This is a genomic window from Microlunatus spumicola (assembly GCF_039536445.1).
GTDB classification, from domain to species: domain Bacteria; phylum Actinomycetota; class Actinomycetes; order Propionibacteriales; family Propionibacteriaceae; genus Microlunatus; species Microlunatus spumicola.
The window spans coordinates 65473-86242 of record NZ_BAAAYR010000007.1 but is presented as its reverse complement, the minus strand read 5'-3'; the positions used below and the strand labels follow the sequence as shown (position 1 = coordinate 86242).

Sequence of the window (20770 nt, the reverse complement as noted above, 5' to 3'; positions counted from 1 at the left end):
CTGAACCACTTCCGCACCATCCACCGAACACCTCTGGGGGAGAGATGTACTCGATAGCCGTCATCGGCGCTGGTTACTGGGGTCCGAACCTCATCCGCAACTTCCGGGCCAACCCGGCCTGGGACCTGGTCGCGGTCTGCGACCTGGACGAGAACCGGGCCCGCAAGGTCGTGGGCGCCCGTTCCACCGTCGAGGTCGAGACCTCGGTCGAGCGGCTGCTCGCCCGTGACGACATCGACGCCGTCGCCATCGCGACGCCCGCCAAGACCCACGCGCCGCTCGCGCTCGCCGCCTTCCAGGCCGGCAAGCACGTCCTCGTCGAGAAGCCGCTCGCCGACAACGCCGAGACGGCGGCCGTGATGGTCAGCGCGGCCGAGGCGGCCGGCAAGGTGCTGATGATCGACCACACCTTCTGCTACACCCCTGCGGTCCAGTACATCCGCGACACGATCTCCTCCGGCGAGCTGGGCGACGTGCTCTACATCGACTCGACGCGCATCAACCTCGGGCTCGTGCAGCCCGACGTCGACGTCTTCTGGGACCTCGCTCCCCACGACCTGTCGATCCTCGACTTCATCCTGCCGGGCGGCCTGGCGCCGACCGACGTCACGGCCCACGGGGCGGACCCGCTCGGCGCCGGCAAGGCCTGCGTCGGCTACCTGAACCTGCCCCTCGCCAACGGGGCGATCGCGCACGTCAACGTCAACTGGCTCTCCCCCACCAAGATCCGCCAGATGGTCATCGGCGGCAGCCGCCGGACCCTCGTGTGGGACGACATGAACCCCGCGCAGCGGATCTCGATCCACGACCGCGGCGTCGACCTGCGCACCCAGGCGGCCGACGCCGTCCAGCGGGAGGCCGTCACCGTCTCCTACCGGATGGGCGACGTCGTCGTCCCGGCGCTCAAGGAGGGCGAGGCCCTGGCCGGCGTCGCCACCGAGTTCGCCGCGGCCATCGAGGCCGGTCGCGCCCCGCAGACGGACGGCCGTTCGGGCCTCCGGGTCCTGTCCGTGCTGGAGGCCGCCAGCGCGAGCCTCGCCAGCGGCGGCCCGGTCCGCACGGTCGAGCAGCACGTCGCGCAGGCGGAGCTCGTCGCGTGAGCGGCCTCGACCTGAAGGGCGCCACGACGCTCGTGACCGGCGGCGCCGGCACCATCGGCTCGACCATCGTCGACCAGCTGCTCGAGGCGGGGGCCGGCGAGGTCCGCATCCTCGACAACCTCGTCCGCGGCCGTCGCGGCAACCTGCGCGGTCCGCTGGAGGACCCGCGGGTCCGGCTCGTCGTCGGCGACCTGCGGGACCGCGACCTGGTGCACGACCTCACGGCCGGCACCGACGTCGTCTTCCACCAGGCGGCGATCCGCATCACGCAGTGCGCCGAGGAGCCCCGGCTCGCGCTCGAGGTCCTGGTCGACGGCACGTTCAACGTGATCGAGGCCGCGGCGCAGGCCAAGGTCGGCAAGCTCGTCGCCGCCTCGTCGGCCTCGGTCTACGGCCTGGCCGAGGAGTTCCCGACCACCGAGCACCAGCACCCGTACGACAACGACACGTTCTACGGCGCGGCGAAGACGTTCAACGAGGGCATGCTCCGCAGCTTCCGGGCCATGTCGGGCCTGGACTACGTGGCGCTGCGCTACTTCAACGTCTACGGGCCCCGGATGGACATCCACGGTCTCTACACCGAGGTGCTCATCCGCTGGATGGAGCGCATCGTGGCCGGGAAGCCGCCGCTGATCTTCGGCAGCGGCGCCCAGACGATGGACTTCGTGTTCACGACGGACATCGCCCGGGCGAACCTGCTGGCGGCGACGAGCCCCGTCGTCGAGGGCGTCTACAACGTCGCCCGCGGCGAGGAGACCTCGCTGCTGCAGCTGGCCGAGCGCCTGCTGTCGGTGATGGGGTCCGACCTCGGCGTGGAGCACGGGCCCGACCGGCCCGTCAACGGCGTCACCCGCCGGCTCGCGAGCACGGAGGCCGCGCGCCGCGACCTCGGCTTCACCGCCGAGATCGGCCTCGACGAGGGGCTCCGCCAGCTCGTCGACTGGTGGCGCAGCGAGAAGGCCCTCGGGTTCGACCCGGGCAAGGACGAGCAGGACGACGAGAAGACCGAGCCGGCAGGAGCCATGGCATGAGCCGCGTCAACGTGATGCTGCCCTACCTGGGCGAGGAGGAGGTCGAGGCGGTCGCCGAGGTCCTCCGCTCCGGCTGGGTGGCCCAGGGTCCGCGGGTCGCCGCGTTCGAGGCCGCGTTCGCCACCGCGATGCAGGCCGAGCACGCCGTCGCCGTCTCCTCGTGCACCACCGGCCTGCACCTGGCCATGGTCGTGGTCGGGGTCGGTGCGGGCGACGAGGTCGTGGTCCCGTCGTTCTCCTTCATCGCCACGACCAACGCCGTGCGCTACGTCGGTGCGACGCCGGTCTTCGCCGACGTCGACGTGACCACGGGCAACCTCACGCCGGAGACGGTCGAGGCCGCGCTCACCGAGCGCACCCGCGCCGTCGTCGTCGTGGACCAGGGCGGCGTCCCGGTCGACCTGGACGCCATCCGGGCCGTCTGCGACCCCCGCGGCGTCGCCGTGGTCGAGGACGCCGCGTGCGGGGCCGGCTCCACCTACCGCGGCCGGCCCGTCGGCGCGGGCGCGGAGATCTCGGCGTGGTCCTTCCACCCGCGCAAGATCCTCACCACCGGTGAGGGCGGGATGGTCACGACGTCGCGCCAGGACTGGGCCGACCGTGTCCGGAAGCTTCGTGAGCACGCGATGAGCGTGTCCGCGGCCGACCGGCACGCGTCGGTCCTCGCCCCGCCCGAGACGTACGACGAGGTCGGCTACAACTTCCGGATGACCGACCTGCAGGCCGCCGTCGGCATCGTGCAGCTCGGCCGTCTGCCCGAGGTCGTGGCCCGCCGGCGCGAGATCGCGGCGTCGTACCAGAAGTTCCTCGGCGAGGTCCCCGGGCTCCGCACGGTCACCGACCCCGCCTGGGGCGAGAGCAACTTCCAGTCCTTCTGGGTCGAGGTCGGCGAGGCCTACCCGATCGACCGCGAGGCCCTGCTGGAGCGGCTGGCGCACGCCGACATCTCCGCCCGGCGCGGCATCATGTCGACCCACCGGCAGCCCCCGTACGTCGGCGTCGCCGCCCCGGGGTCCCTCCCGGTCACCGAGCACCTGACCGACTCGACCCTGATCCTGCCGCTCTTCCACCAGATGGACGAGACCCAGCAGGCGCGGGTGGTCGACGTCCTCACCGAGGCCGGCAACCCGGCGTGAGCGTCCCCCTGGTCCTGGTGGCCGCGAGCGGCCTCGCCCGCGAGGTGCTCGGCGCCCTCGCGGACGAACCCTCCGGCCTCGAGGTCCGGGGGCTCCTCGACGACGCCGCGAACCTGCGGGGGACGAGCGTCGGCGGCGTCCCCGTGCTGGGCAGCACCGACGCCGCGGTCGAGCACCCGGACGCGTCGTTCCTGGTCTGCGCCGGCCGCGGCTCGAGCCGCGCGGCGATCGTCGCCCGCCTGACCGCCCTCGGCGTGACGGAGGACCGCTACGCGACCTTCGTGCACCCCTCCGCGTCGGTCCCGCGGAACTCCCGGATCGGCTGCGGGAGCGTGCTCCTCGCCGGTACCGTCCTCACGACGGACGTGAGCGTCGGGAGGCACGTGGTCGTGATGCCGAACGTCACCCTCACGCACGACGACCTCGTCGCCGACTTCGCCACGATCTGTGCCGGGGTCAGCCTCGGCGGGCACGTGGTCGTGGAGCAGCAGGCCTACCTCGGCATGAACAGCAGCGTCCGTGAGCACACCACGGTCGGCGCGCGGTCCGTGCTGGGGATGGGCGCCGTGCTCCTCTCCGACCTCCCCGCCGACCAGACCTGGACGGGAGTGCCCGCCCGTCCCCGCCGCACCACCACTTCGATCGGGAGCACCTCGTGAACGCCATTCCGCTGGTCGACCTCGCCGCGCAGCAGGCCGAGATCTCCGAGGAGGTGATGGCCGGTCTGAGCGAGGTGTTCGCGACGACGTCCTTCATCGGCGGCAAGCCGGTCGGCGAGTTCGAGCTCGCCTACGCCGAGGCCACGGGCGCCGCGCACTGCGTCGGGGTGGCCAACGGCACGGACGCCGTCGAGCTCGCGCTCCGCGGGGTCGGCGTGACCGCCGGGGGCGAGGTGATCCTGCCCGCCAACACCTTCATCGCGACGGCCGAGGCGGTCTCCCGCATCGGCGCCGTCCCGGTCCTGGTGGACGTGGACGACGAGCACCTGCTCATCGACCCTGACCTCATCGCCGCGGCGATCACCGACAAGACCCAGGCCGTCGTCCCTGTGCACCTCTTCGGCCAGGTCGCGCCGGTCGAGCGCGTGCTCGCGGTCGTCGGGGACGTCCCCGTCGTCGAGGACGCCGCCCAGTCGCAGGGCGCCACCCGCTTCGGCCGGTTCGCGGGCAGCCTGGCCGCGGCGGCCGGCACGAGCTTCTACCCCGGCAAGAACCTGGGGGCCGCGGGCGACGCCGGTGCCGTCACCACGCAGGACGCCGACCTCGCCGCGCGCGTCCGCCTGATCGCCAACCACGGCTCGGCACGCAAGTACGACCACGAGGTCGTGGGCATGAACTCGCGCCTCGACACCGTCCAGGCGGTCGTCCTGAACGCCAAGCTCAAGCGGCTGGCCACCTGGAACACGTGGCGCCGCGAGGCGGCCGACCGCTACTCCGCGCTGCTCGCCGACGTCGAGGGCGTCCGCGTCCCCCGTTCCGCCGAGGGCAACGTGGACGTCTGGCACCTCTACGTCGTGCGCGTCCAGGACCGCGACGCCGTCCTCCGCCGTCTCAACGAGGCCGGCGTCGGGGCGGGCATCCACTACCCGGTGCCGCTGCACCTCACCCGCGCGTACGCCTCTCTCGGCCTGGGCCCGGGGTCGTTCCCGGTGGCCGAGCGGTCGGCGAGCGAGATCCTGTCGCTCCCGCTCTACCCGCACATCACCGAGGCCCAGCAGGTCCAGGTGGTCGAGGCGCTGCGCGCGGCCCTCGACGCCACCCCGTGACCACCACCGCACACACGCCGACCGGTCTGTCGGCGGTAGCCTCGCGCGCCCTCCGGTGGAGCTTCCTCAACACGCTGATGTCGAAGCTCGGGACGATGGCTGTCGGCATCGTCCTGGCCCGGCTCCTCGGACCCGCCGAGTTCGGCACCTTCGCCGTGGCGACCGTGGCGCTGACCGCCGTCCTCAGCTTCAACGAGCTGGGGGTGAGCCTGGCGATCGTGCGCTGGGCGGAGGACCCGAAGCGCATCGCGCCGACGGTGGCGACCCTGTCCATGGTGATGAGCACGCTGATGACCGGGGCGCTCGTGCTGATCGCGCCGTGGTTCTGCTCGGTGATGGGCTCCCCCGCAGCCACACCGGTCGTGCGCGTCATGGCACTCTCGGTGCTGCTCAGCGGGCTCGTGGCGACCCCGGCCGCACTCATGCAGCGCGAGTTCCGGCAGCGGGAGCGCGTGGTCGTCGACCAGATCGGGATCTGGCTCGGCGCCGCCTGCTCCCTCGGGCTCGCTCTCGGGGGTCTCGGTGCCATGAGCCTGGCGGTGGGTCGGGTGGTGGGCGCCGCGGCAACTGCGGGCGCTTTCGCGCGCCTCTGTCCGGAAGGCTTCCGCTTCGGCCTGCGTCGCGACGTGCTTCCCAGCCTGCTGTCGTTCGGCCTTCCGCTCGCGGGGACGAGCATCCTCGTCTTCGCCGTCGGCTACGTCGACCAGCTCGTGGCTGGCAGCAGGCTCGGCGCGACGACCCTCGGGTTCTACGTCCTGGCCTTCAACCTGTCCAGCTGGCCCGTCTTCATCTTCTCGTTGCCGATGCGCGCGGTCGGTCCGGCCATCTTCGCCAGGTTGCGCGGCGACGCGGCTGCCACGCGGGCGGAGTTCAGTCGGCTGCTCGCACTCCTCGCGTCGGCGAGCCTGCCGGTCTGCGCCCTGCTCGCAGGAGCTTCGGACCCGATCATCCGCCTCGTGTACGGAGACGTCTGGCACCCGGCGGCCCTGGCCCTGCAGCTGCTGGGGCTCGGCGCGGCCGCGCGGATCTTCAGCGAGCTCGCCTACGACTACCTCGTGATCAACGGCCGCTCCCGCTCCCTGCTCGCCGTTCAGGGCGTGTGGCTCGCCGTCCTCGTACCCGCGCTGCTGCTCGGCAGCCAGGCGGGACTGCGTGGGGTCGCGGGTGCGCAGCTGTCCGTGATGGCTGTCGTTCTGCCGATCTACGTCGCGCTGCTTCGCCGCAACGGTCTCGAGGTGCGCGACATCCTCGCGCCGGTGGCGGTGCCGCTCGCCGTCGGCGCCGCCGTCCTGGTCGGCACCTGGCTGCTCTCGTCGATCATCGACACGCCGCTGCTCGCCTGCCTGGCCTGCGGCACGCTGTCCCTGGCCGCTACCGCCGGGCTGCTCTGGCGCCGGCGCTCCACCCTTGCCGGACTCGTCGACGTCAGGAGGACCGCATGACGACCTCACCCGATGGCCGCTCTGCGGAGCGGCGTGCGCCCGTCACGCTCGTGTGCGTCTACAACGACGAGCGGGTGCTCGAGGACTGCCTGCTCCGGTCGGTGCGTGAGAACGCCCACGAGGCACCCGACACCGAGGTCATCGCGGTCGACAACCGCAGGGGCGCTTTCGCGAGTGCCGGCGCAGCGCTCAACCACGGAGCACGGCGGGCACGTCATCCCGTGGTCGCCTTCGTCCACCAGGACGTCTACCTGCACTCGCTGGCGAGCCTGGAACGCGTGGCGGGACAGGTGCTCGACGGGCAGGTCGACGTCGCCGGCGCCGCCGGGATCACGAGCACGGGGCGCCTCGCGGGGCGCGTCCGCGACCGCGTCGTCATGGCGGGCGACACCGCGATCGACCCCATCGACGTCGACACCCTGGACGAGGTCCTGTTCCTCGCTTCGCGCGATCTCCTGATCGAGGAGCCGTTGGCGGAGGACCCGGAGCTTGCGTGGCACGCGTACGCGGTCGAGTACAGCCTCCGGCTCCGCCTCCGAGGAGGTCGGGTCGCCGCGGTCGACGTCCCGCTCACGCACAACAGCCTGTCCACGAACCTCGCCAAGCTGGACCTCGCGCACGCGACCGTCGGGGCCCGGTACCCCGAGCAGGTGCCGATCCGGACGACCTGCGGTGTGGTGGGCGGGCCGCCCAAGCGGGTGCTGCCCGGTCCGCTCGACGCCCGTCGCTGGCGGTACCGGTGGGTGAAGGACTCGCTCACGACGGCTTCCTGGCATGGTCTTCGTGGCAGCCGGGAGGTGGTCCTCAGTGACATCCGCGAGAGCGTCGACCAGCTGCTCGCGTTCACGGTGGACGCCCGTCCGGTCGTCATCCTCAACGTCGTCTCCGAGCAGGACCGTCTGACGCCTTGGCCCGTGGGCCAGCACGTCCCGCTCCTGCGCCGGGACCGACCCATCACGGTCGGTCTCGTCGAGCCGGCCGACGTCCTCCGTCAGGTCCGCTCGGCGCCCGAAAAGTCCTTCCTCGTCGCCAACGTCGACCTCGACACCGCTCGGCAGTGGTGCGACGACGCGCCCGGGTCCTCGTTCGTGGGCTACAGCCAGGGCTCAGGTGCCTGGTGCGTGCTCGGTCCGCTCGCCGAGGCAGGGTCGCGCGCTTACGGGGAGGCGCGTGATCGGCCTCTAGACCTGCGGCTGCGACTACCCACGGGTGCGAGAGCAGCCTCCGGCGCACCGGCATGACGACCGAGGTCGTGGACGGCACCGCCCGTCCCCGTACAGGCTCGCGACTCGCGACCAACTTCGCCGAGTTCGAGATGCTGCGAGACCGGGCCGGGTCAGAGCTCGATGCGGGCCGATCCGCCGGGGCGGCGGCCTGGGTGCAGGTTGCGGCCGACCACGCCTGGTTCAATCCCGGCGGCCAGTTCGCCGACGCCGACCTCGAGAACATGCTCGTCCGGCTCGCTACGGTGGTCCCCCTGGCTCGGAGCTCGAGCGCGGAGGGAGCCCGCGGCCGCGTCCTGCACGTCGTCACGCAGGCTTACCAGACAGGCGGGTCGACCCAGTTCGTGGCCTCCTGGGTCGATCAGGACGTGTCCCGCCAGCATCTCGTGTGCCTGACGCGCCAAGGGCCCGTCGTGCTGCCGACCAAGCTCGAGGCCCGCCGCTCGCGCCAGCTCGACATCACCCGGGTCGATCTGACTCGCGGACTGCTGCAACGGGCAGCCGAGGTTCGCGAGCTCGCGCGTCGGAGCGACCTCGTCCTCGTGCATGCCCATCCGCACGACGTGGTCCCGGGACTTGCGTTCTCCGGCGTGCCCGACCTGCCCCCGGTCGTCTACGTCAACCACGCCGACCACGTCTTCTGGTTGGGGACGCAGATGACCTCCCTCCTCCTGAACATGCGTGACAGCGGAGCAGACCTCGCCGTGCGCCGACGGGGCGTCACGTCCGAGCGGTGCACGACGCTGGCCCGGCCGTTGAACCCCCGTGGCCGCGAGGTGAGCAGGGAGGACGCGAAGCGCCGCCTCGGCCTCAGACCCGAGCAGGTGGTGATCCTCACCGCTGCCGACGGCTCGAAGTACCGTCCGGTGTCCGGCCCGAGCCTCCTGCAGCTCGTGCTACCGACGATCGCCTCGCACCCGAAGGCCGTGTTCCTCGCAGCGGGGCCGAGCCCCCAAGGCGAATGGGCCGAGGCTTCTGACGCCACCGACGGTCGCGTCCGTGCCCTCGGGCTCCTGGACGACCCGTTCCTGGTGCAGCAAGCGGCCGACATCTATCTCGACTCGTTCCCCTTCAGCTCCCTGACGTCGCTCCTCGAGGTCGGCAGCCTTCAGACACCCGTCGTCACGTACGCGGGCCATCCCGAGGGGTGCGAGGTCTTCGGAGCTGATACCCCGGAGGTCGACGCGCACATCCACCGTCCGTCGTCACCGCACGAGCTCTCGACGACGCTCTGCGAGCTGCTCGACGACGCATCTCTCCGCGAGACGTCCGGGGACGCCGTCCGGTCCAGCATCGCGGCCTCCCACACCGGCAGCGGCTGGAAGGCGGGTGTCGAACGCCTGGTCGACGACGCCAGCCGCTCGTCGGCCCCGGCGCGCCCGCAGCCTGTCGAACGACGCGAGGAAGCCGTGGACCGCCTCGTCCTCGCCGTCATGGAGCAGACGAGCTGGAGCCGAGGGCGTGACGGCTCGGTGCGCTCGACGCTGCCGCTCTTCCCCACATCAGCGCGGCTCCCGCTCGCGGCCGGCCTCCTGCGTACCGGGGCCGACCTCGGGCTGAAGGATCTCCTGCCCGACCATCTCGTGCCTGCCGTCTCCCGACTGGCGGCCGCGGTCCGGTCTCGGACCGCAGCGCGCTGACCCGGGCGCCGGACCCTCAACGAGCGACGACGCCTCCGCGAAGCCGACGGACGTCGAGCAGACCACGCACCGCCGCCCGGTTCTTGCTGCGACCCAGCATGGCCCGGCTGATCTCCCGGCCCAGCGTCACCGCCCAGAAGAGCGTGGTCGACGCGCGGCCGTGCGTGCGCCGGAAGAGCCTCACCCGGTTCGTCACCTGGAGGCTCCACAACCAGTCGACCGACACCGAGGATCCACCCTCGAGGTGCACGGCCTTGGCCGTCGGCACGAAGAGGACGCCGAGACCCGCGTCGCGGGCCCGCAAGTTGTACTCGGTCTCCTCGCAGTAGAGGAAGAACGACTCGTCCCAAGGTCCACACACGTCCCAGCAACGGCGGCTGATCAGCTGCGTCGACCCCTCCGCCCAGTCCACCCGCTGCTCCTTCTCGTACGCGCGTGGGTCGGTCACGACCTCACCGAGGCGCCCGATCCGGCCTGCTACCCGGGCGCTGAGGACGGCCTCCCACAACGCGTGGCCCACGGTCGGCTCACGCCGGATGGACTCGATGAGCCGCCCGTCGGCGTCCGTCAGTCGTGGTACGACGATGCCGGCCCCTGTCGCCCGCAGGCGCTGCAGCAGCGTGGGCACGCAACCCGGCAGCAGCCGCACGTCGGAGTTCAGCACGAGCACGGCGGTGTGCGGGCCGGCAGCTGCGACCCCAGCGTTGATGCCCGCCGCGTACCCGCCGTTGCGTCCGGTGCGCACCACGGTGGCGTCAGGAGCCAACGACTCGAGAAGCTCGGCGCCACCGTCGGTCGAGGCGTTGTCGACGGCGATCAGCTCGTGGTCGACCCCGCCGAGCCCGACCGGCAGCGAAGTCACGAACTCGGAGAGGTGCTCGGCGCTGTTGTAGAGGACCACGACGACCGCGACCTTCTCGCGGACAGCCGACCCCTGCTCGATCCCGCTGCTCACGAGGTCGTGGCTCTGGGGTCGAGCGGAGAGACCGGGGCCAACCGCCTCAGCGCACCCGCGATGCCCAGCACGAGGAAGAAGCACCCCGCCGACTGCGGGAAGCCGAAGCTGTCGAAGAACGCCAGCCCGGCGGCCCCGCTGGCGATCGCGGCCAGGACACCCTGGGCCAGCCGCCGGTCCAGCTCGTCGGGCAGCGACACCGAGGCCCGCTGCGCCGCCCGGGCCGCGACGAGGATCAGCACGACGAACCCGCCCAGCCCGAGGATGCCTCCCTCCACGAGCAGACCGAGGTAGGCGTTGTCGAAGATCCAGTACTTCGGGAGGAAGGTCCCGAAGCCTCGGCCCAGCCACGGGCTCTGGCTGAAGAAGAACCAGGCAAGGTCGTAGCTCCCGGTCCGCGAGGTGATGCTCGGGTCGTTGCCGGCGAGCGTGAAGAGCTTGGTCGTCGCTCCGAGAGACCCAGGGACCACCACGTAGACCGCCGCCGTGGCGACCACCGCCGCGACGACGGCTTTGATCCGGAGGGCGGCGGGCCAGCACACGGCCAGCACGAGGAGCGACAGACCGGCGCAGACCAGCGCCGAGCGGGAGCTCGAGATGAACACGTCGAGGGCGATGACGGCGAGCAACGCACGGTAGAGCCACCGACGACGCGGGGACCACAGCGCGTGCACAACCGCGAGGGGAAATCCCATCGACAGGACGACCCCGTACTCGATGGGGTGCGTGGAGGTCCCGTTCGGCCTCGGCAGTCCGTTGCGCTCGGTCAGCCCCGTGTGCGGGACCGACGTGAGCCCGGGGACGGACAGACGGTCGATGAGAAGTTCTTGGGTCAGGAACTGCACGAGCCCGAGGACGGCGACGAGGCCCACCGCGATGACCAGGCGGGAGGTGAAGATCCGCAGCCGCCCCAGGTCGCGGATCCCGTCGCTGGTGACCAGCAGCACGCCGCAGAAGCCGGCCAGCTTCAGCATCCCGAAATCTCCTGGGCTCACCTCGTCCGCGGGCAGAGGTCCAGACATCGAGTGGGCGTAGACGGCAAGCATCAGGACCAACCACATCAGGGTGGCCCGGCGCAGCTCGCGACCGCGTCGAGGTCGCCGGGACAGCTGGTGCACCTGGAACCACAGCCAGAGGAGGAACAGCCCCACCGCGACCACGGTGGAAGGCGAACCCGCGCTGCCCAGGGGGGACATCACCATGACCGAGGGGACGGCCAGCAGCAGCACGAGGTAGACGGTCAGCGCCGACACACCGTCGAGGCGGGCGAGCGGTCGCGGGCGCGACGGCGCGGGCCTTGCTGCCCGGAAGCCGGCGAGGGTCTGCGTCACCGGGCTCAGTCCCAGCGCGGGGCGGAGCGGTCTGCGCCGACGCCCGTCAGCTCCTGCTCGGCCGACTGACCCCAGTCGGGCACCGACGTCTGCTTCCCCGGCCGCGAGCGCTTCCGGGACGGCTTCTCCCCGCCCGGTCGCCCACGGTCCCCCGCTCCCTGTCCGTCGTCGACACCGTCGCTGGGCGGGTCCGCGTGCTCGTCCTCCGGCGCTTCGTCGAGCTCCTCGTCCGTGTCGAGATCCGGAAGGGCCGCTCGTCGGCGAGGCAGGAACAGCCCGTCGACCATGCCGGTCACCAGGAGCCCCAGCGCGAACGTGCCGCCGCCGACCAGCACCGCGGCCCGGATCTGATCCTTGTGGACGACGTCGGGAATGGTGTCGGCGACGACGGGTGCGGACGTGATGGCGGCGTTCGCACGGAGGTTGAGATCGCTCTGCAGCTGCTGAAGCGTCGTCGGCACGCGGTTCATGACGGTGTTCAGGGTCGTGATCGCGTCCTGGCGCGAGGCCGCGTCGACGGTCACGAGGATCACCGGAGCGTTGCTCTCGTCATCCTTCGCGACCTCGAAGCTGATGCTCGGGTGCGCGCTGCACAGGTTGCGTCTCATCGACTCGTAGCCCGGGTCGCCCGAGGTCTCGCACAGCTCGATGTAGGTCGACTTCGCGCTCATCGACCGGATGACGATGTCACGCGCCTCCGTGAGGCCCGTCAGCTGGAGATAGGGGTTCCCGGCCGAGGAGGTCGTTCCCGGGCGCTGCTCCAGCGACGCGCCCGGAGGCACCAGCAGCACGGCGCCCTCCGCCCGGTAGGTCGTGCCGACGAGGGTGACGGTGAGCAGCGTGCCGGCGACCGCGAGCACGAGCGTGGCCACGACGAGGTACCACCGGCGTCGCACCGCCAGCAGGATGTCTTGGACCCTCAACCTCGCGCCTTCCCCCTGGGGCCGCCCGCCGGCCCCTTCGCACAGCGGATGACGCCCGCGCGCCCACCGCCGTTCGGCATCGATGCTTCGATGCCCGGCCGTCGTCGTGGTCTGCTGGATCGTCCCCCGCACAACAGCGCCTCTTCAGGCGCACGATGCAGATCCTAGATCGATCGGACCTCGCCCGCTGAGTTCGTGGGAACTTCCCCAGGGTGGCCTGAGCGAGGTCCCGCACTCGGTCGAACCCGAGCGGGCCGGGCCAGGCCGTGGGAGAATCGTCCGAGGAAGGGGGGCTCCGGGGATGCCGCTGACCGCGTACCTGCGCGTCTGCCTGCGACGGTGGTACGTCGTGCTGGTGGGCTTGGCGCTGACGCTCGCGACGACGTACGCGGTCCTCGAGCGTGAGGGCGTGTACTACAGCGAGGTCCAGGTCGTCCTTGTGGGTCCTCCGCAGATCTCCTACCCCAACACCGTCGCCGTCCAGCCCTTCTCGCTGGCGCCGATGGCGAGCCTGCTGGTCAGCGACTGGAACGGCACCCGCAGACCGTTGTTGACCTCGGCTTCGGACACCACCCTGTACGGGGAGGGCGTGAGGGACGGGACGCAGGTCCGGCTGCCGAACCAGGGCTCGCAGTTCAAGCCGTCGTTCGACGCCCCGTATGTCGACGTCCAGGTCGTGGGTCCGTCAGAGGCCGAGGTGACCGCAGAGGCCAAGCGCGTGGTCGACCAGCTGCGGTTCATGCTCCAACGGCGTCAGGAGTTCGCCGGCGTGCCGACCTCGTCGCAGATCACCACGCTGCTCGCCCCCGAGGACGTGAGTGCGACCCACGTCGCCGCCAGGAGCACGCGGGCCGGCGCCGTGACGTTCGCGCTGGGACTGGTGGGCACGGCGCTGCTGGCTGCCGGGGCCGAACGGCTGCTCTCCCGGTCGCGCGAGCGGCGCGCCCGGCCTGCCGAGATGCTCCAGGCCTCGCCCTCTGCCTGACCCCGGTGGGCACGGAGACAGCAGCGGAGCCGACCTGCGCCGGACAGCTCACCAGGCGACGCAGGTGAGCTCGCTGTAGAGGTCGTCGATGTCGACGGCGTCGAGCTCGTCGCTCTTGAACATCTTCGGCCGGGGTTGAGCGAGCGTTCGGCTCAGCGGTGCAGAGACGACGGCCACCCGCTCCTCCACCAGGGTGAAGACGGCACGGTGCCTCAGGAGAAGGTGGCTCGTCACGGCACTCAGCCCCGCCGAGAAGAGGTCGCGGTTGCTGACGTGCAGGATCGTCGCGAAGAGCGGCAGTCCCCGCCTGCGGTCCTTGCGGAAGATGACGTAGCAGGACTCGTCACCACGGGTGATCACCAGGTGCCGCGCGGCGGCCGCGGACCGATGATCGTCGTAGAGATTCGCCTCGTCCCCGACGAGGAGGGCGGCGATCGCAGCCGGCCGCGTGACCAGCCGGTAGCGGAGGTGAGGTCGCGGGACGTTGACCAGGAGGGTGGTGCTGGTCGGCAGCGGCCGGAACCCGAGACGGCGGTCGAGCTCGACCACGCTCCCGCTGGGAGACAGGTCGGTGAAGTGGTAGCCGGGTTGTTTGAGGATCGACCGGACCAGACGGACCGCGTGCGGCCGAACCGCCTCGTCCACGCAGAGCGCAGCGACGTTGCAGAACTCGCGACGCTCACCCCGGACGACTCGCGAGGAGTAGATCGCGGCGTTCACGCCCACCACCTCGCCACCATCGCCCAACAGCATGAATCCGTGGTTGGGGGAGTCGATTTTCCAGGGTGGGGTCAAGGCCTCGGCCCAGGCGGAAGGCGACAGGCGGTCGTTGAGGCTGCGGTGCAGGTAGACCCCGACCCGGTCGAGGTCATGGGGCTCGATCGGCCGGACCCTGAGACCGGGCTGTGCGGGCACGGCAACAGGTTACGGCTCCCGGAGCCCGTCGGACCAAAGTCGCACGCACATCCACCACGACCGCTATCTTCGTGCCCGTTCCGGCGGCCTGGTTCTCCTGCGGTGCTGCGGCGTGGTCGGGGCGAGAACGGGGGACGGACATGGTGAGCGTGGTGATCGCCGCTCACGACGAGGCGGCCGTGATCGAGCGTTGCCTCTCGGCCCTGTGGGCGCAGGAAGGTGTGGCCGACCTCCAGGTCGTCGTCGTCGCCAACGGCTGCCACGACGACACCGCCGCCGTCGCCGGACGGGCGGGGGCGACCGTGATCGACCTGCCCGAGCCTGGCAAGTCGGCCGCCCTCGTCGTGGGTGATGCCGCCGCCAGGGGCTTCCCGCGGATCTACCTGGATGCCGACATCGTGCTGCCACCGAACGCCCTCGCCGCGGCCGAGCAGGTCTTCGCCGACGATCCCGGCGTCCTGGCCGCCGCCCCGCGCCGCCACGTCGTGACTGCGGGCAGCAGCACGCTCGTGCGGGCGTACATGGCCGTCAGCAGCCGGTTGCCTGCCTACCGCAACAGCCTCTTCGGGCGCGGCATGATCGTGCTGAGCGAGAACGGGCGAAGGCGCTTCGACCGGTTCCCGGGTGTGGTCGCCGACGACCTCTTCCTCGACTCGCTCTACTCCTTCGAGGAGAAGCGGCCGATCGACTCCGTCGACGTCGGTATCGTCGCTCCGGCGACCACGTCAGCCCTGTTGCGGAGGCTCGTGCGCGTCCGGCGCGGCAACGCCGATCTGCGTGGCTCCAGCCGCTCGCCAAGACCCGGCCCCGACACCGTCGGGACCACGAGCCAGGTGCGCGGCTCCGATCGACTGGCCTGGTTGACCGAGGTGGTCGCACCTGAGCCTCGGCTCGTGCCGGCCGGCATCGTCTACGTGTGCCTGACCACGCTCGCTGCCGTGCTCGCCCGGCTCGGCGCACGAAGGGCAGTCCGGTGGGGGCAGGACACGACCGCTCGGCACACGAGCGACGCCACCTCGACCTCGGGACCCGGGACGTCCTCGTGATCAACATCTGCTTCCACGGGATCGGGACGCCTCAGCGGGAGCTCGAGCCCGGCGAGGCGGGCTACTGGATCTCCGAGGACCTCTTCGACACTGTGCTCGAGGAGGTGTCGGGCCGCGACGACGTGCGCCTCAGCTTCGACGACAGCAACGTCTCGGACGTGGAGATCGGGCTCGAGGGCCTGCTGCGGCACGACCTCTCGGCCACCTTCTTCGTCATCGCGGGTCGCCTCGACCAGCCGGGAAGCCTCTCCGCCGAGCAGGTCCGTCAGCTCCGGTCGCAGGGGATGACGATCGGTAGCCACGGGATGGACCACGTGCCGTGGCGATCCTTGTCCGAAGCAGCGCAGCGCCGCGAGCTCGTGGACGCCCGGACGATCTTGTCCGAGGTCGTCGGGGAGCCGGTGGACGAGGCGGCGCTACCCCTGGGACGTTACGAACGCCGCACCCTCGGACGCCTCCGCGAGCTGGGCTACGCCCACGTCCACACGAGCGACCGCCTGCCCTCCAAGTCGTCGGCCTGGCTCCAGCACCGCTTCAGCCTGCGGTCGGACGACACCGCCGACAGCGTCCGGAACGATCTCTTGACGCCCGGTCCGTGGGCGCGGCGCCTTCTGGGTCGGGCGAAGAGCGGCGTCAAGCAGCTGAGATGAGACACCGGCAGCACCGGACCTCGTGGCCGGTGCTGCCGGTGCTGGCAGGGCTCGCGCGTCAGCGAACCGTCTGACCCGCGTTCGGGCCGTCGTACCAGGTGTTGCCGGAGACCACGACCGGCGAGTCAGCCGACGTCAGGGGTCCGAAAGCCCCAGACTTGGCGAAGATCGCGGTGGTGAACCGGTTGTTGGTGATGGCGATGTTCGAGACCTTCCCCGCCACCGAGGGGCTGTCGTAGCCGCCGTAGACGGTGTACGCGCCCCCACCCAGCAGGTTGCCGTCGATCTGCACGTTCCGGATCTGGTCCGCCGCGTTGGTCGACAGGATGATCGCCGACGTGGCACTCCCCCCGATGACGATCCTGTTGTGCAGGATCTTCAGGCTCGTGGTGCCCAGCGTCTGGATCCCGTCGTTGTGCGAGTCCCGGCTCTGCGCGAGGTCGTGGATGAAGGAGTCGCGCACGACCACGCCCGACTGCGCCTTGAGACCATCGACCGTGCCGTGGATGTCGCACCGGAGGCAGGTGTAGCCGCCGCCGTTGATGGCGGAGTCACCGCCCGTGTTGCCCTGACCGTCGATCTCGACGTCGGTGAGCGTGAGCCCGGTGTTGCCCTCGTCAGACAGGACGTTGAAGAAGCACTGGCCGGACTGCAGCAGGGAGTTCTTGATCGTCACGTCGTCGGCCTTGATCACCAGGCAGCTCGTGATCTTCTTCCCGTCGATGACCGTCCCGTCGCGGGTGATCGTCGAGGGGCCCGTGTAGGCGCTCAGCGAAACTCCCGTGGGAACACCGGTGCTGCCTGCGTCGGGGAACCCGTTCGAAGGCGCCGGCGCCGGGGCGGGGGTCGTGGTCGGCTGCGTGGTCGGCTGCGTCGGGGCGGGCTGCGGAGCCGTTGCCGGCTGCCCCGCCTGGAACGTCACGTCGACGAAGTAGTTGGACCTGCCGTAGGTCGACGCCGGGAACTCGAGCCCACGGCCGTAGTTGTAGGTGCCGGCGAGCCCGACCATGTCGGGCCCGTCGTCCGGCCAGCCCCAGCCACTGGTCAGGGCGTAGTGCCCGTCCGGCAGGAAGGTGGCCGCGGTGTAGGTGCTGCCCGCACGCACGGCCACAGGGGTGTCGAAGGTGACCGACTGCCACCCTCCAGACGTCTCCGCGTCGAAGCTGGCCTGCCGGAGCAGCTGGCCGGTCGAGGAGTAGAGCGCGCCGACGTGCCGGCCGGTGTTGCCCGAGCCCTTGTAGAAGCGGACCCCGGTCACGGCGCCCGAGGCCTTGGGGGTGAACTTCACGCCGACCGTCAGCGAGGCGTCGTCGTCGAAGGAGCTGATGGCCGGCGTCGCCGTGCCCAGCACGGTGGTCTTTGCCTGCGCGGGCTGGCTGGTCCAGGGCGACAGCGCCACCATCGAACCGAGCAGAAGGGCGAGAGCCGCGAAGGCCAGCGCACGGAACCCGGCCTGACGGGACCTCGAGACCGTTGGTCGGCGGTCGGCCGACAGGTCGGCCGTGCGCCACGAGGGCGTGGGAATGATCATTGTGTTCATTTCTGTCGAGACCGGGTTGGTGACGGTCGTGGGGGGATCGACGTTGGGAACATGCCGATGTACATCCACGAGCCACGAGGATGCGGCGCGAGGACGAATTCATTTTGTGATTCAGAATTAATAGATCCCGGGAACTGCGCCGACTATAACAGTCTCATAACGGACTGTCACATCGCTCTCAGACTAATGATCAACGTCAATTTCTCCGGAGTTCGGAGAAGCGCAATCGGCGTTATTGCGAACGGCGCAGCAACACATCCCAATGGCGCATCTGGCCTAGTCACAGGCGCAGAGGAACAACGCGCAGGAGGCCGCGTGGACACGTGCCGGAACCGCGGCCAGATTGACGGCGACAGCAGATGAACCATCTGCTTCCTCCCCGAATAGCGCCTGTTCAGCCGATGGGAACGTGTTCGACGTCACTCCACCCACGAGCCGTCCTGGGCGGTCGGACGACGGCGGGAAGGAGGAGCCGGTCGGTTCAGAACGAGGACCCCGAGGAGGCGACCGAGGGAACGGGAGCCGTGTTGTGCGTCGTCGACCCCCCGAGAGGGCCCTGACCTTAAGATGAGGAAGCGGCACGGAGGCGTTCGCGTGGGCGGGCCGAGGGGAGCTGGGATGGCGCGAGTGGCTCGTCGAAAGCTGATCAGGCTCGTCGCCGCGCTGGTCGCGCTCCTGGTGGTGGGCATCGTCGTGGTGCTGGTCGCCACCAGGGACGAGGCCGGTCCTGGTGCCGGTCCGTCGACCGGGCCGGTTCCCGCTCCGCAACCGCCGTCCGTGCCGAGAGACGCACCAGGGACGACGCCGCCTGACGCCTCGAGCACCGGCGTCCCGGAAGGGACCTCGCTCAGCGACTACACCGGCCCCTACACCATCTCCACGGCCGGTACCGTCATCGACGCCAAGAGGATCACCGGCTGCCTGGTGATCAAGGCCGACGACGTCACGATCAAGAACTCGTTGATCTCCTCCGGAGGCTGCTTCTTCAACGTCCTCTCCGACCAGGGCAACACCGGGCTGACGCTCACCGACGTCGAGATCGACGGTCAGGGCAACACGGGCGGCGACTCCGCCGTCAACGGCGGCGGCTACACCTGCCTCCGGTGCAACGTCCACGGAACGGTTGACGGCTTCAAGGCCGGGTCGGGAGTGGTCATCCGTGACACGTTCATCCACGATCTCGCCGAGAGCGCGGACTCCCACAACGACGGGATCCAGACGCTCGGCACCACGGACCTGAAGATCCTGCACAACACGATCGTGGTCGTGGGACGAGCAACGTCGGCGATCATCCTCTCGACCAACGCGGCGGACCAGATCCGGAACGTGCAGATCGACGGCAACCTGCTCGGTGGAGGCGCCTACACCGTCTACGGGGGCTACGACTCCACGACGGACGACAAGTCCAAGGTCTCCGACATCGTCATCACCGACAACCAGTTCACCACGAGCATCTTTCCCAAGGGCGGCGCTTACGGACCCCTGACGTCGACCGCTCCTCCGGTGCGCGTGAGTGGGAACACCTGGTACGACGGGCCAGAGAAGGGCAAGGCGGTCTCCTGACCACCTTCACGAATCTTCTTCCGCCCCGCGCGCCTCGAGGATCGGTCAGTGGATCCGCGGGCCACCCGCGCCCGTAGGTCGACCTAGAGGGCAGCAGGCGTGCTCAGCTGCGCCGGGCGCGGTCCTTGAGGCGAAGGAAGGGTTGCTCGACGAACCGGTAGGAGAGCGGCACGATGACGGCGGTCACCGCGATGCCGAGCAGTCGAGGAGGCCAGGTGCCGAGGCCCAACGTGCTGTCGACGACGACGAAGACCGGGAAGTGCCACAGGTAGGCGCCGTAGGAGACCTTGCCGATGACCACCAACGGCCGGACCGCCAGCAGCCTCGCGGTCAGGTTCGGCCCGGCGACGGCAGCGAGGATCAGCAGGACGGTCAGGGCGACGACCAACGGCCACTGCACGAGCATCTCGACCCAGGGGTTCGATGGGTCGTGGCTGCTGACCAGCACCAGTGCGACGAGCGCCACGAGCGCGACGGGGCCCGTCGCCCCTCTCCCGACCTTGAGCACCGGCTCATCAGCAAGGCGGCGCCGTTGGAGGACGACAGCCAGCAGGCACCCGGCCAACAGCTCGACGGCGCGCGACGTGGTGGCGTTCCACGCCAGCTCGACCGACGCCCCGAGCAGGTAGCAGGCCACGATGGTGAGGTAGGACGCCAGTCCCAGAGCGACGACGACGCGGGCCACACGGACCAGATCGCCCCGCGCCCGGACCAGCACCGTGACCAGGACCAGAGGCCAGAGCAGGTAGAACTGCTCTTCGATGGACAGGGACCAGGTGTGGGCGAGCAGGCCGGTGCCGACACCCGCCGCCGCGGCCCAGTTCGACACGTAGAAGAACGAGGTGGCTGCGCCCTTGAGCGTTCCCCCCGAGTTGTGCACGAGATCGGTCACCACGCACACCACGAGGACCGTGAGGTACGCCGGAAGCAGCCGAAGAGCACGACGACGGTAGAAGTCGAGGAAGCTCACGCGACCTCGGTCAGCCGAGCGGAGCAGGATCCCGGTGATCAGGAAGCCGCTCAGGACGAAGAACACGTCGACGCCGAGGTCGCCGTTCGAGAAACCCGGGATCCGTGCGTGGAAGAGGACCACCAGGAGCAGCGCTACCGCCCTCAGACCGTCGAGCGCGGGGACGTGAACCGGAGCCGAGACCGGCACCCCGTTCGCCGGCGCCTGCTCAGCGTTCGGCGGACGGGTGCGGAACGTGACTCCGCGCAGCACGGACGGAAGGGCCATGGTGGTCGAACCTCAGCCGCGCTTGCCGTCGACGAAGGTGGCGAGGGAGCCGAGGGTCTCGAAGATCTCCCCGCCGAACTCCTCGTCCTCGACGACGATGCCGAAGCGGTCCTCGAGGGCGGACACGAGCTCGAGCACGGCGAGCGAGTCGAGCTCGGGCATCGCGCCGAAGAGCTCGGTGCTGGCGTCGAGCGTGGACGCACGGTCCTGGATGCCGAGGGTCTCGACGAGGGTCTCGGCGACCTCGGGGAGGGAGCCGGTGGCGGGGCCTGTGGCGGCGGTCATGAA

At 70.5% G+C, this 20770-nt stretch carries 19 protein-coding genes; 12 read left to right on the top strand and 7 right to left on the bottom strand.

Going from position 1 to position 20770, the window contains the following annotated elements:
* Positions 1–44 precede the first annotated feature (44 nt).
* Genes ABD665_RS20485 through ABD665_RS20450 form a run of 8 tightly spaced genes read left to right on the top strand, consistent with a single transcriptional unit; the run spans position 45 to position 9337 of the window.
* A complete protein-coding gene (locus ABD665_RS20485; RefSeq protein WP_204913054.1) occupies positions 45–1100 on the top strand; it encodes a Gfo/Idh/MocA family oxidoreductase in 1056 nt (351 codons plus the stop codon).
* The gene (locus ABD665_RS20480; RefSeq protein ID WP_344742958.1) at positions 1097–2131 is read left to right on the top strand and encodes an NAD-dependent epimerase/dehydratase family protein; all 1035 of its coding nucleotides are present in this window, start codon (positions 1097–1099) and stop codon (positions 2129–2131) included. The genes ABD665_RS20485 and ABD665_RS20480 overlap by 4 nt, the downstream gene beginning before the upstream one ends.
* Complete coding sequence (locus tag ABD665_RS20475; RefSeq protein WP_204913055.1) at positions 2128–3267, top strand: aminotransferase class I/II-fold pyridoxal phosphate-dependent enzyme; 1140 nt, start codon at positions 2128–2130, stop codon at positions 3265–3267. Before ABD665_RS20480 ends, ABD665_RS20475 begins: the two co-directional genes overlap by 4 nt.
* Positions 3264–3926, top strand: coding sequence for a NeuD/PglB/VioB family sugar acetyltransferase (locus ABD665_RS20470; RefSeq protein ID WP_204913056.1), 663 nt, complete (start codon positions 3264–3266; stop codon positions 3924–3926). The genes ABD665_RS20475 and ABD665_RS20470 overlap by 4 nt, the downstream gene beginning before the upstream one ends.
* Positions 3923–5032, top strand: a complete 1110-nt coding sequence (locus ABD665_RS20465) for a DegT/DnrJ/EryC1/StrS family aminotransferase (protein ID WP_344742955.1) — start codon at positions 3923–3925, stop codon at positions 5030–5032. The genes ABD665_RS20470 and ABD665_RS20465 overlap by 4 nt, the downstream gene beginning before the upstream one ends.
* Complete coding sequence (locus ABD665_RS20460) at positions 5029–6474, top strand: oligosaccharide flippase family protein (protein ID WP_204913057.1); 1446 nt, start codon at positions 5029–5031, stop codon at positions 6472–6474. Before ABD665_RS20465 ends, ABD665_RS20460 begins: the two co-directional genes overlap by 4 nt.
* Complete coding sequence (locus ABD665_RS20455; protein ID WP_204913058.1) at positions 6471–7715, top strand: glycosyltransferase family A protein; 1245 nt, start codon at positions 6471–6473, stop codon at positions 7713–7715. The genes ABD665_RS20460 and ABD665_RS20455 overlap by 4 nt, the downstream gene beginning before the upstream one ends.
* Positions 7712–9337: a glycosyltransferase family protein gene (locus tag ABD665_RS20450; RefSeq protein WP_204913059.1), complete on the top strand. Its 1626-nt coding sequence runs from the start codon at positions 7712–7714 to the stop codon at positions 9335–9337. The genes ABD665_RS20455 and ABD665_RS20450 overlap by 4 nt, the downstream gene beginning before the upstream one ends.
* A 16-nt stretch (positions 9338–9353) precedes the next feature.
* Here ABD665_RS20450 and ABD665_RS20445 read toward each other — a convergent pair whose 3' ends face one another.
* From ABD665_RS20445 to ABD665_RS20435, 3 genes are read right to left on the bottom strand one after another with little or no spacing between them, the layout of a single operon-like run.
* The gene (locus ABD665_RS20445; RefSeq protein ID WP_344742953.1) at positions 9354–10292 is read right to left on the bottom strand and encodes a glycosyltransferase; all 939 of its coding nucleotides are present in this window, start codon (positions 10290–10292) and stop codon (positions 9354–9356) included.
* Entirely contained in the window at positions 10289–11623 is a 1335-nt protein-coding gene (locus ABD665_RS20440; protein ID WP_204913060.1) for an O-antigen ligase family protein, read from the bottom strand. Before ABD665_RS20440 ends, ABD665_RS20445 begins: the two co-directional genes overlap by 4 nt.
* Positions 11624–11628: 5 nt before the next feature.
* The gene (locus ABD665_RS20435; RefSeq protein WP_204913061.1) at positions 11629–12519 is read right to left on the bottom strand and encodes a hypothetical protein; all 891 of its coding nucleotides are present in this window, start codon (positions 12517–12519) and stop codon (positions 11629–11631) included.
* 328 nt (positions 12520–12847) lie between these two features.
* Between ABD665_RS20435 and ABD665_RS20430 the strand changes: the two genes are divergently transcribed.
* On the top strand, positions 12848–13531 hold the full coding sequence (locus ABD665_RS20430) for a hypothetical protein (RefSeq protein WP_204913062.1): 684 nt from the start codon (positions 12848–12850) through the stop codon (positions 13529–13531).
* 48 nt (positions 13532–13579) lie between these two features.
* Here ABD665_RS20430 and ABD665_RS20425 read toward each other — a convergent pair whose 3' ends face one another.
* Positions 13580–14251 (bottom strand): hypothetical protein, encoded by a 672-nt coding sequence (locus ABD665_RS20425; protein ID WP_204913063.1) that lies wholly within the window; start codon positions 14249–14251, stop codon positions 13580–13582.
* A gap of 185 nt (positions 14252–14436) precedes the next feature.
* Between ABD665_RS20425 and ABD665_RS20420 the strand changes: the two genes are divergently transcribed.
* Both ABD665_RS20420 and ABD665_RS20415 read left to right on the top strand, forming a co-directional pair.
* On the top strand, positions 14437–15492 hold the full coding sequence (locus ABD665_RS20420; protein ID WP_344742952.1) for a glycosyltransferase: 1056 nt from the start codon (positions 14437–14439) through the stop codon (positions 15490–15492).
* Complete coding sequence (locus ABD665_RS20415) at positions 15489–16142, top strand: polysaccharide deacetylase family protein (RefSeq protein WP_344742951.1); 654 nt, start codon at positions 15489–15491, stop codon at positions 16140–16142. The genes ABD665_RS20420 and ABD665_RS20415 overlap by 4 nt, the downstream gene beginning before the upstream one ends.
* Positions 16143–16200: 58 nt before the next feature.
* On the opposite strand, the gene ABD665_RS20410 is transcribed toward ABD665_RS20415, so the two are convergent.
* Positions 16201–17673: a DUF4082 domain-containing protein gene (locus ABD665_RS20410; protein WP_204913065.1), complete on the bottom strand. Its 1473-nt coding sequence runs from the start codon at positions 17671–17673 to the stop codon at positions 16201–16203.
* Positions 17674–18300: 627 nt separating this feature from the next.
* Between ABD665_RS20410 and ABD665_RS20405 the strand changes: the two genes are divergently transcribed.
* Positions 18301–19245 (top strand): right-handed parallel beta-helix repeat-containing protein, encoded by a 945-nt coding sequence (locus ABD665_RS20405; RefSeq protein ID WP_204913066.1) that lies wholly within the window; start codon positions 18301–18303, stop codon positions 19243–19245.
* Positions 19246–19348: 103 nt separating this feature from the next.
* On the opposite strand, the gene ABD665_RS20400 is transcribed toward ABD665_RS20405, so the two are convergent.
* Together ABD665_RS20400 and ABD665_RS20395 are read right to left on the bottom strand one after the other, a co-directional pair.
* Positions 19349–20482 carry an acyltransferase family protein gene (locus ABD665_RS20400; protein WP_204913067.1) on the bottom strand — a complete coding sequence of 378 codons (1134 nt, stop codon included), beginning with the start codon at positions 20480–20482 and terminating at the stop codon, positions 19349–19351.
* A 12-nt stretch (positions 20483–20494) separates the two neighbouring features.
* Positions 20495–20767, bottom strand: coding sequence for a phosphopantetheine-binding protein (locus tag ABD665_RS20395; protein WP_204913068.1), 273 nt, complete (start codon positions 20765–20767; stop codon positions 20495–20497).
* Positions 20768–20770 lie beyond the last annotated feature (3 nt).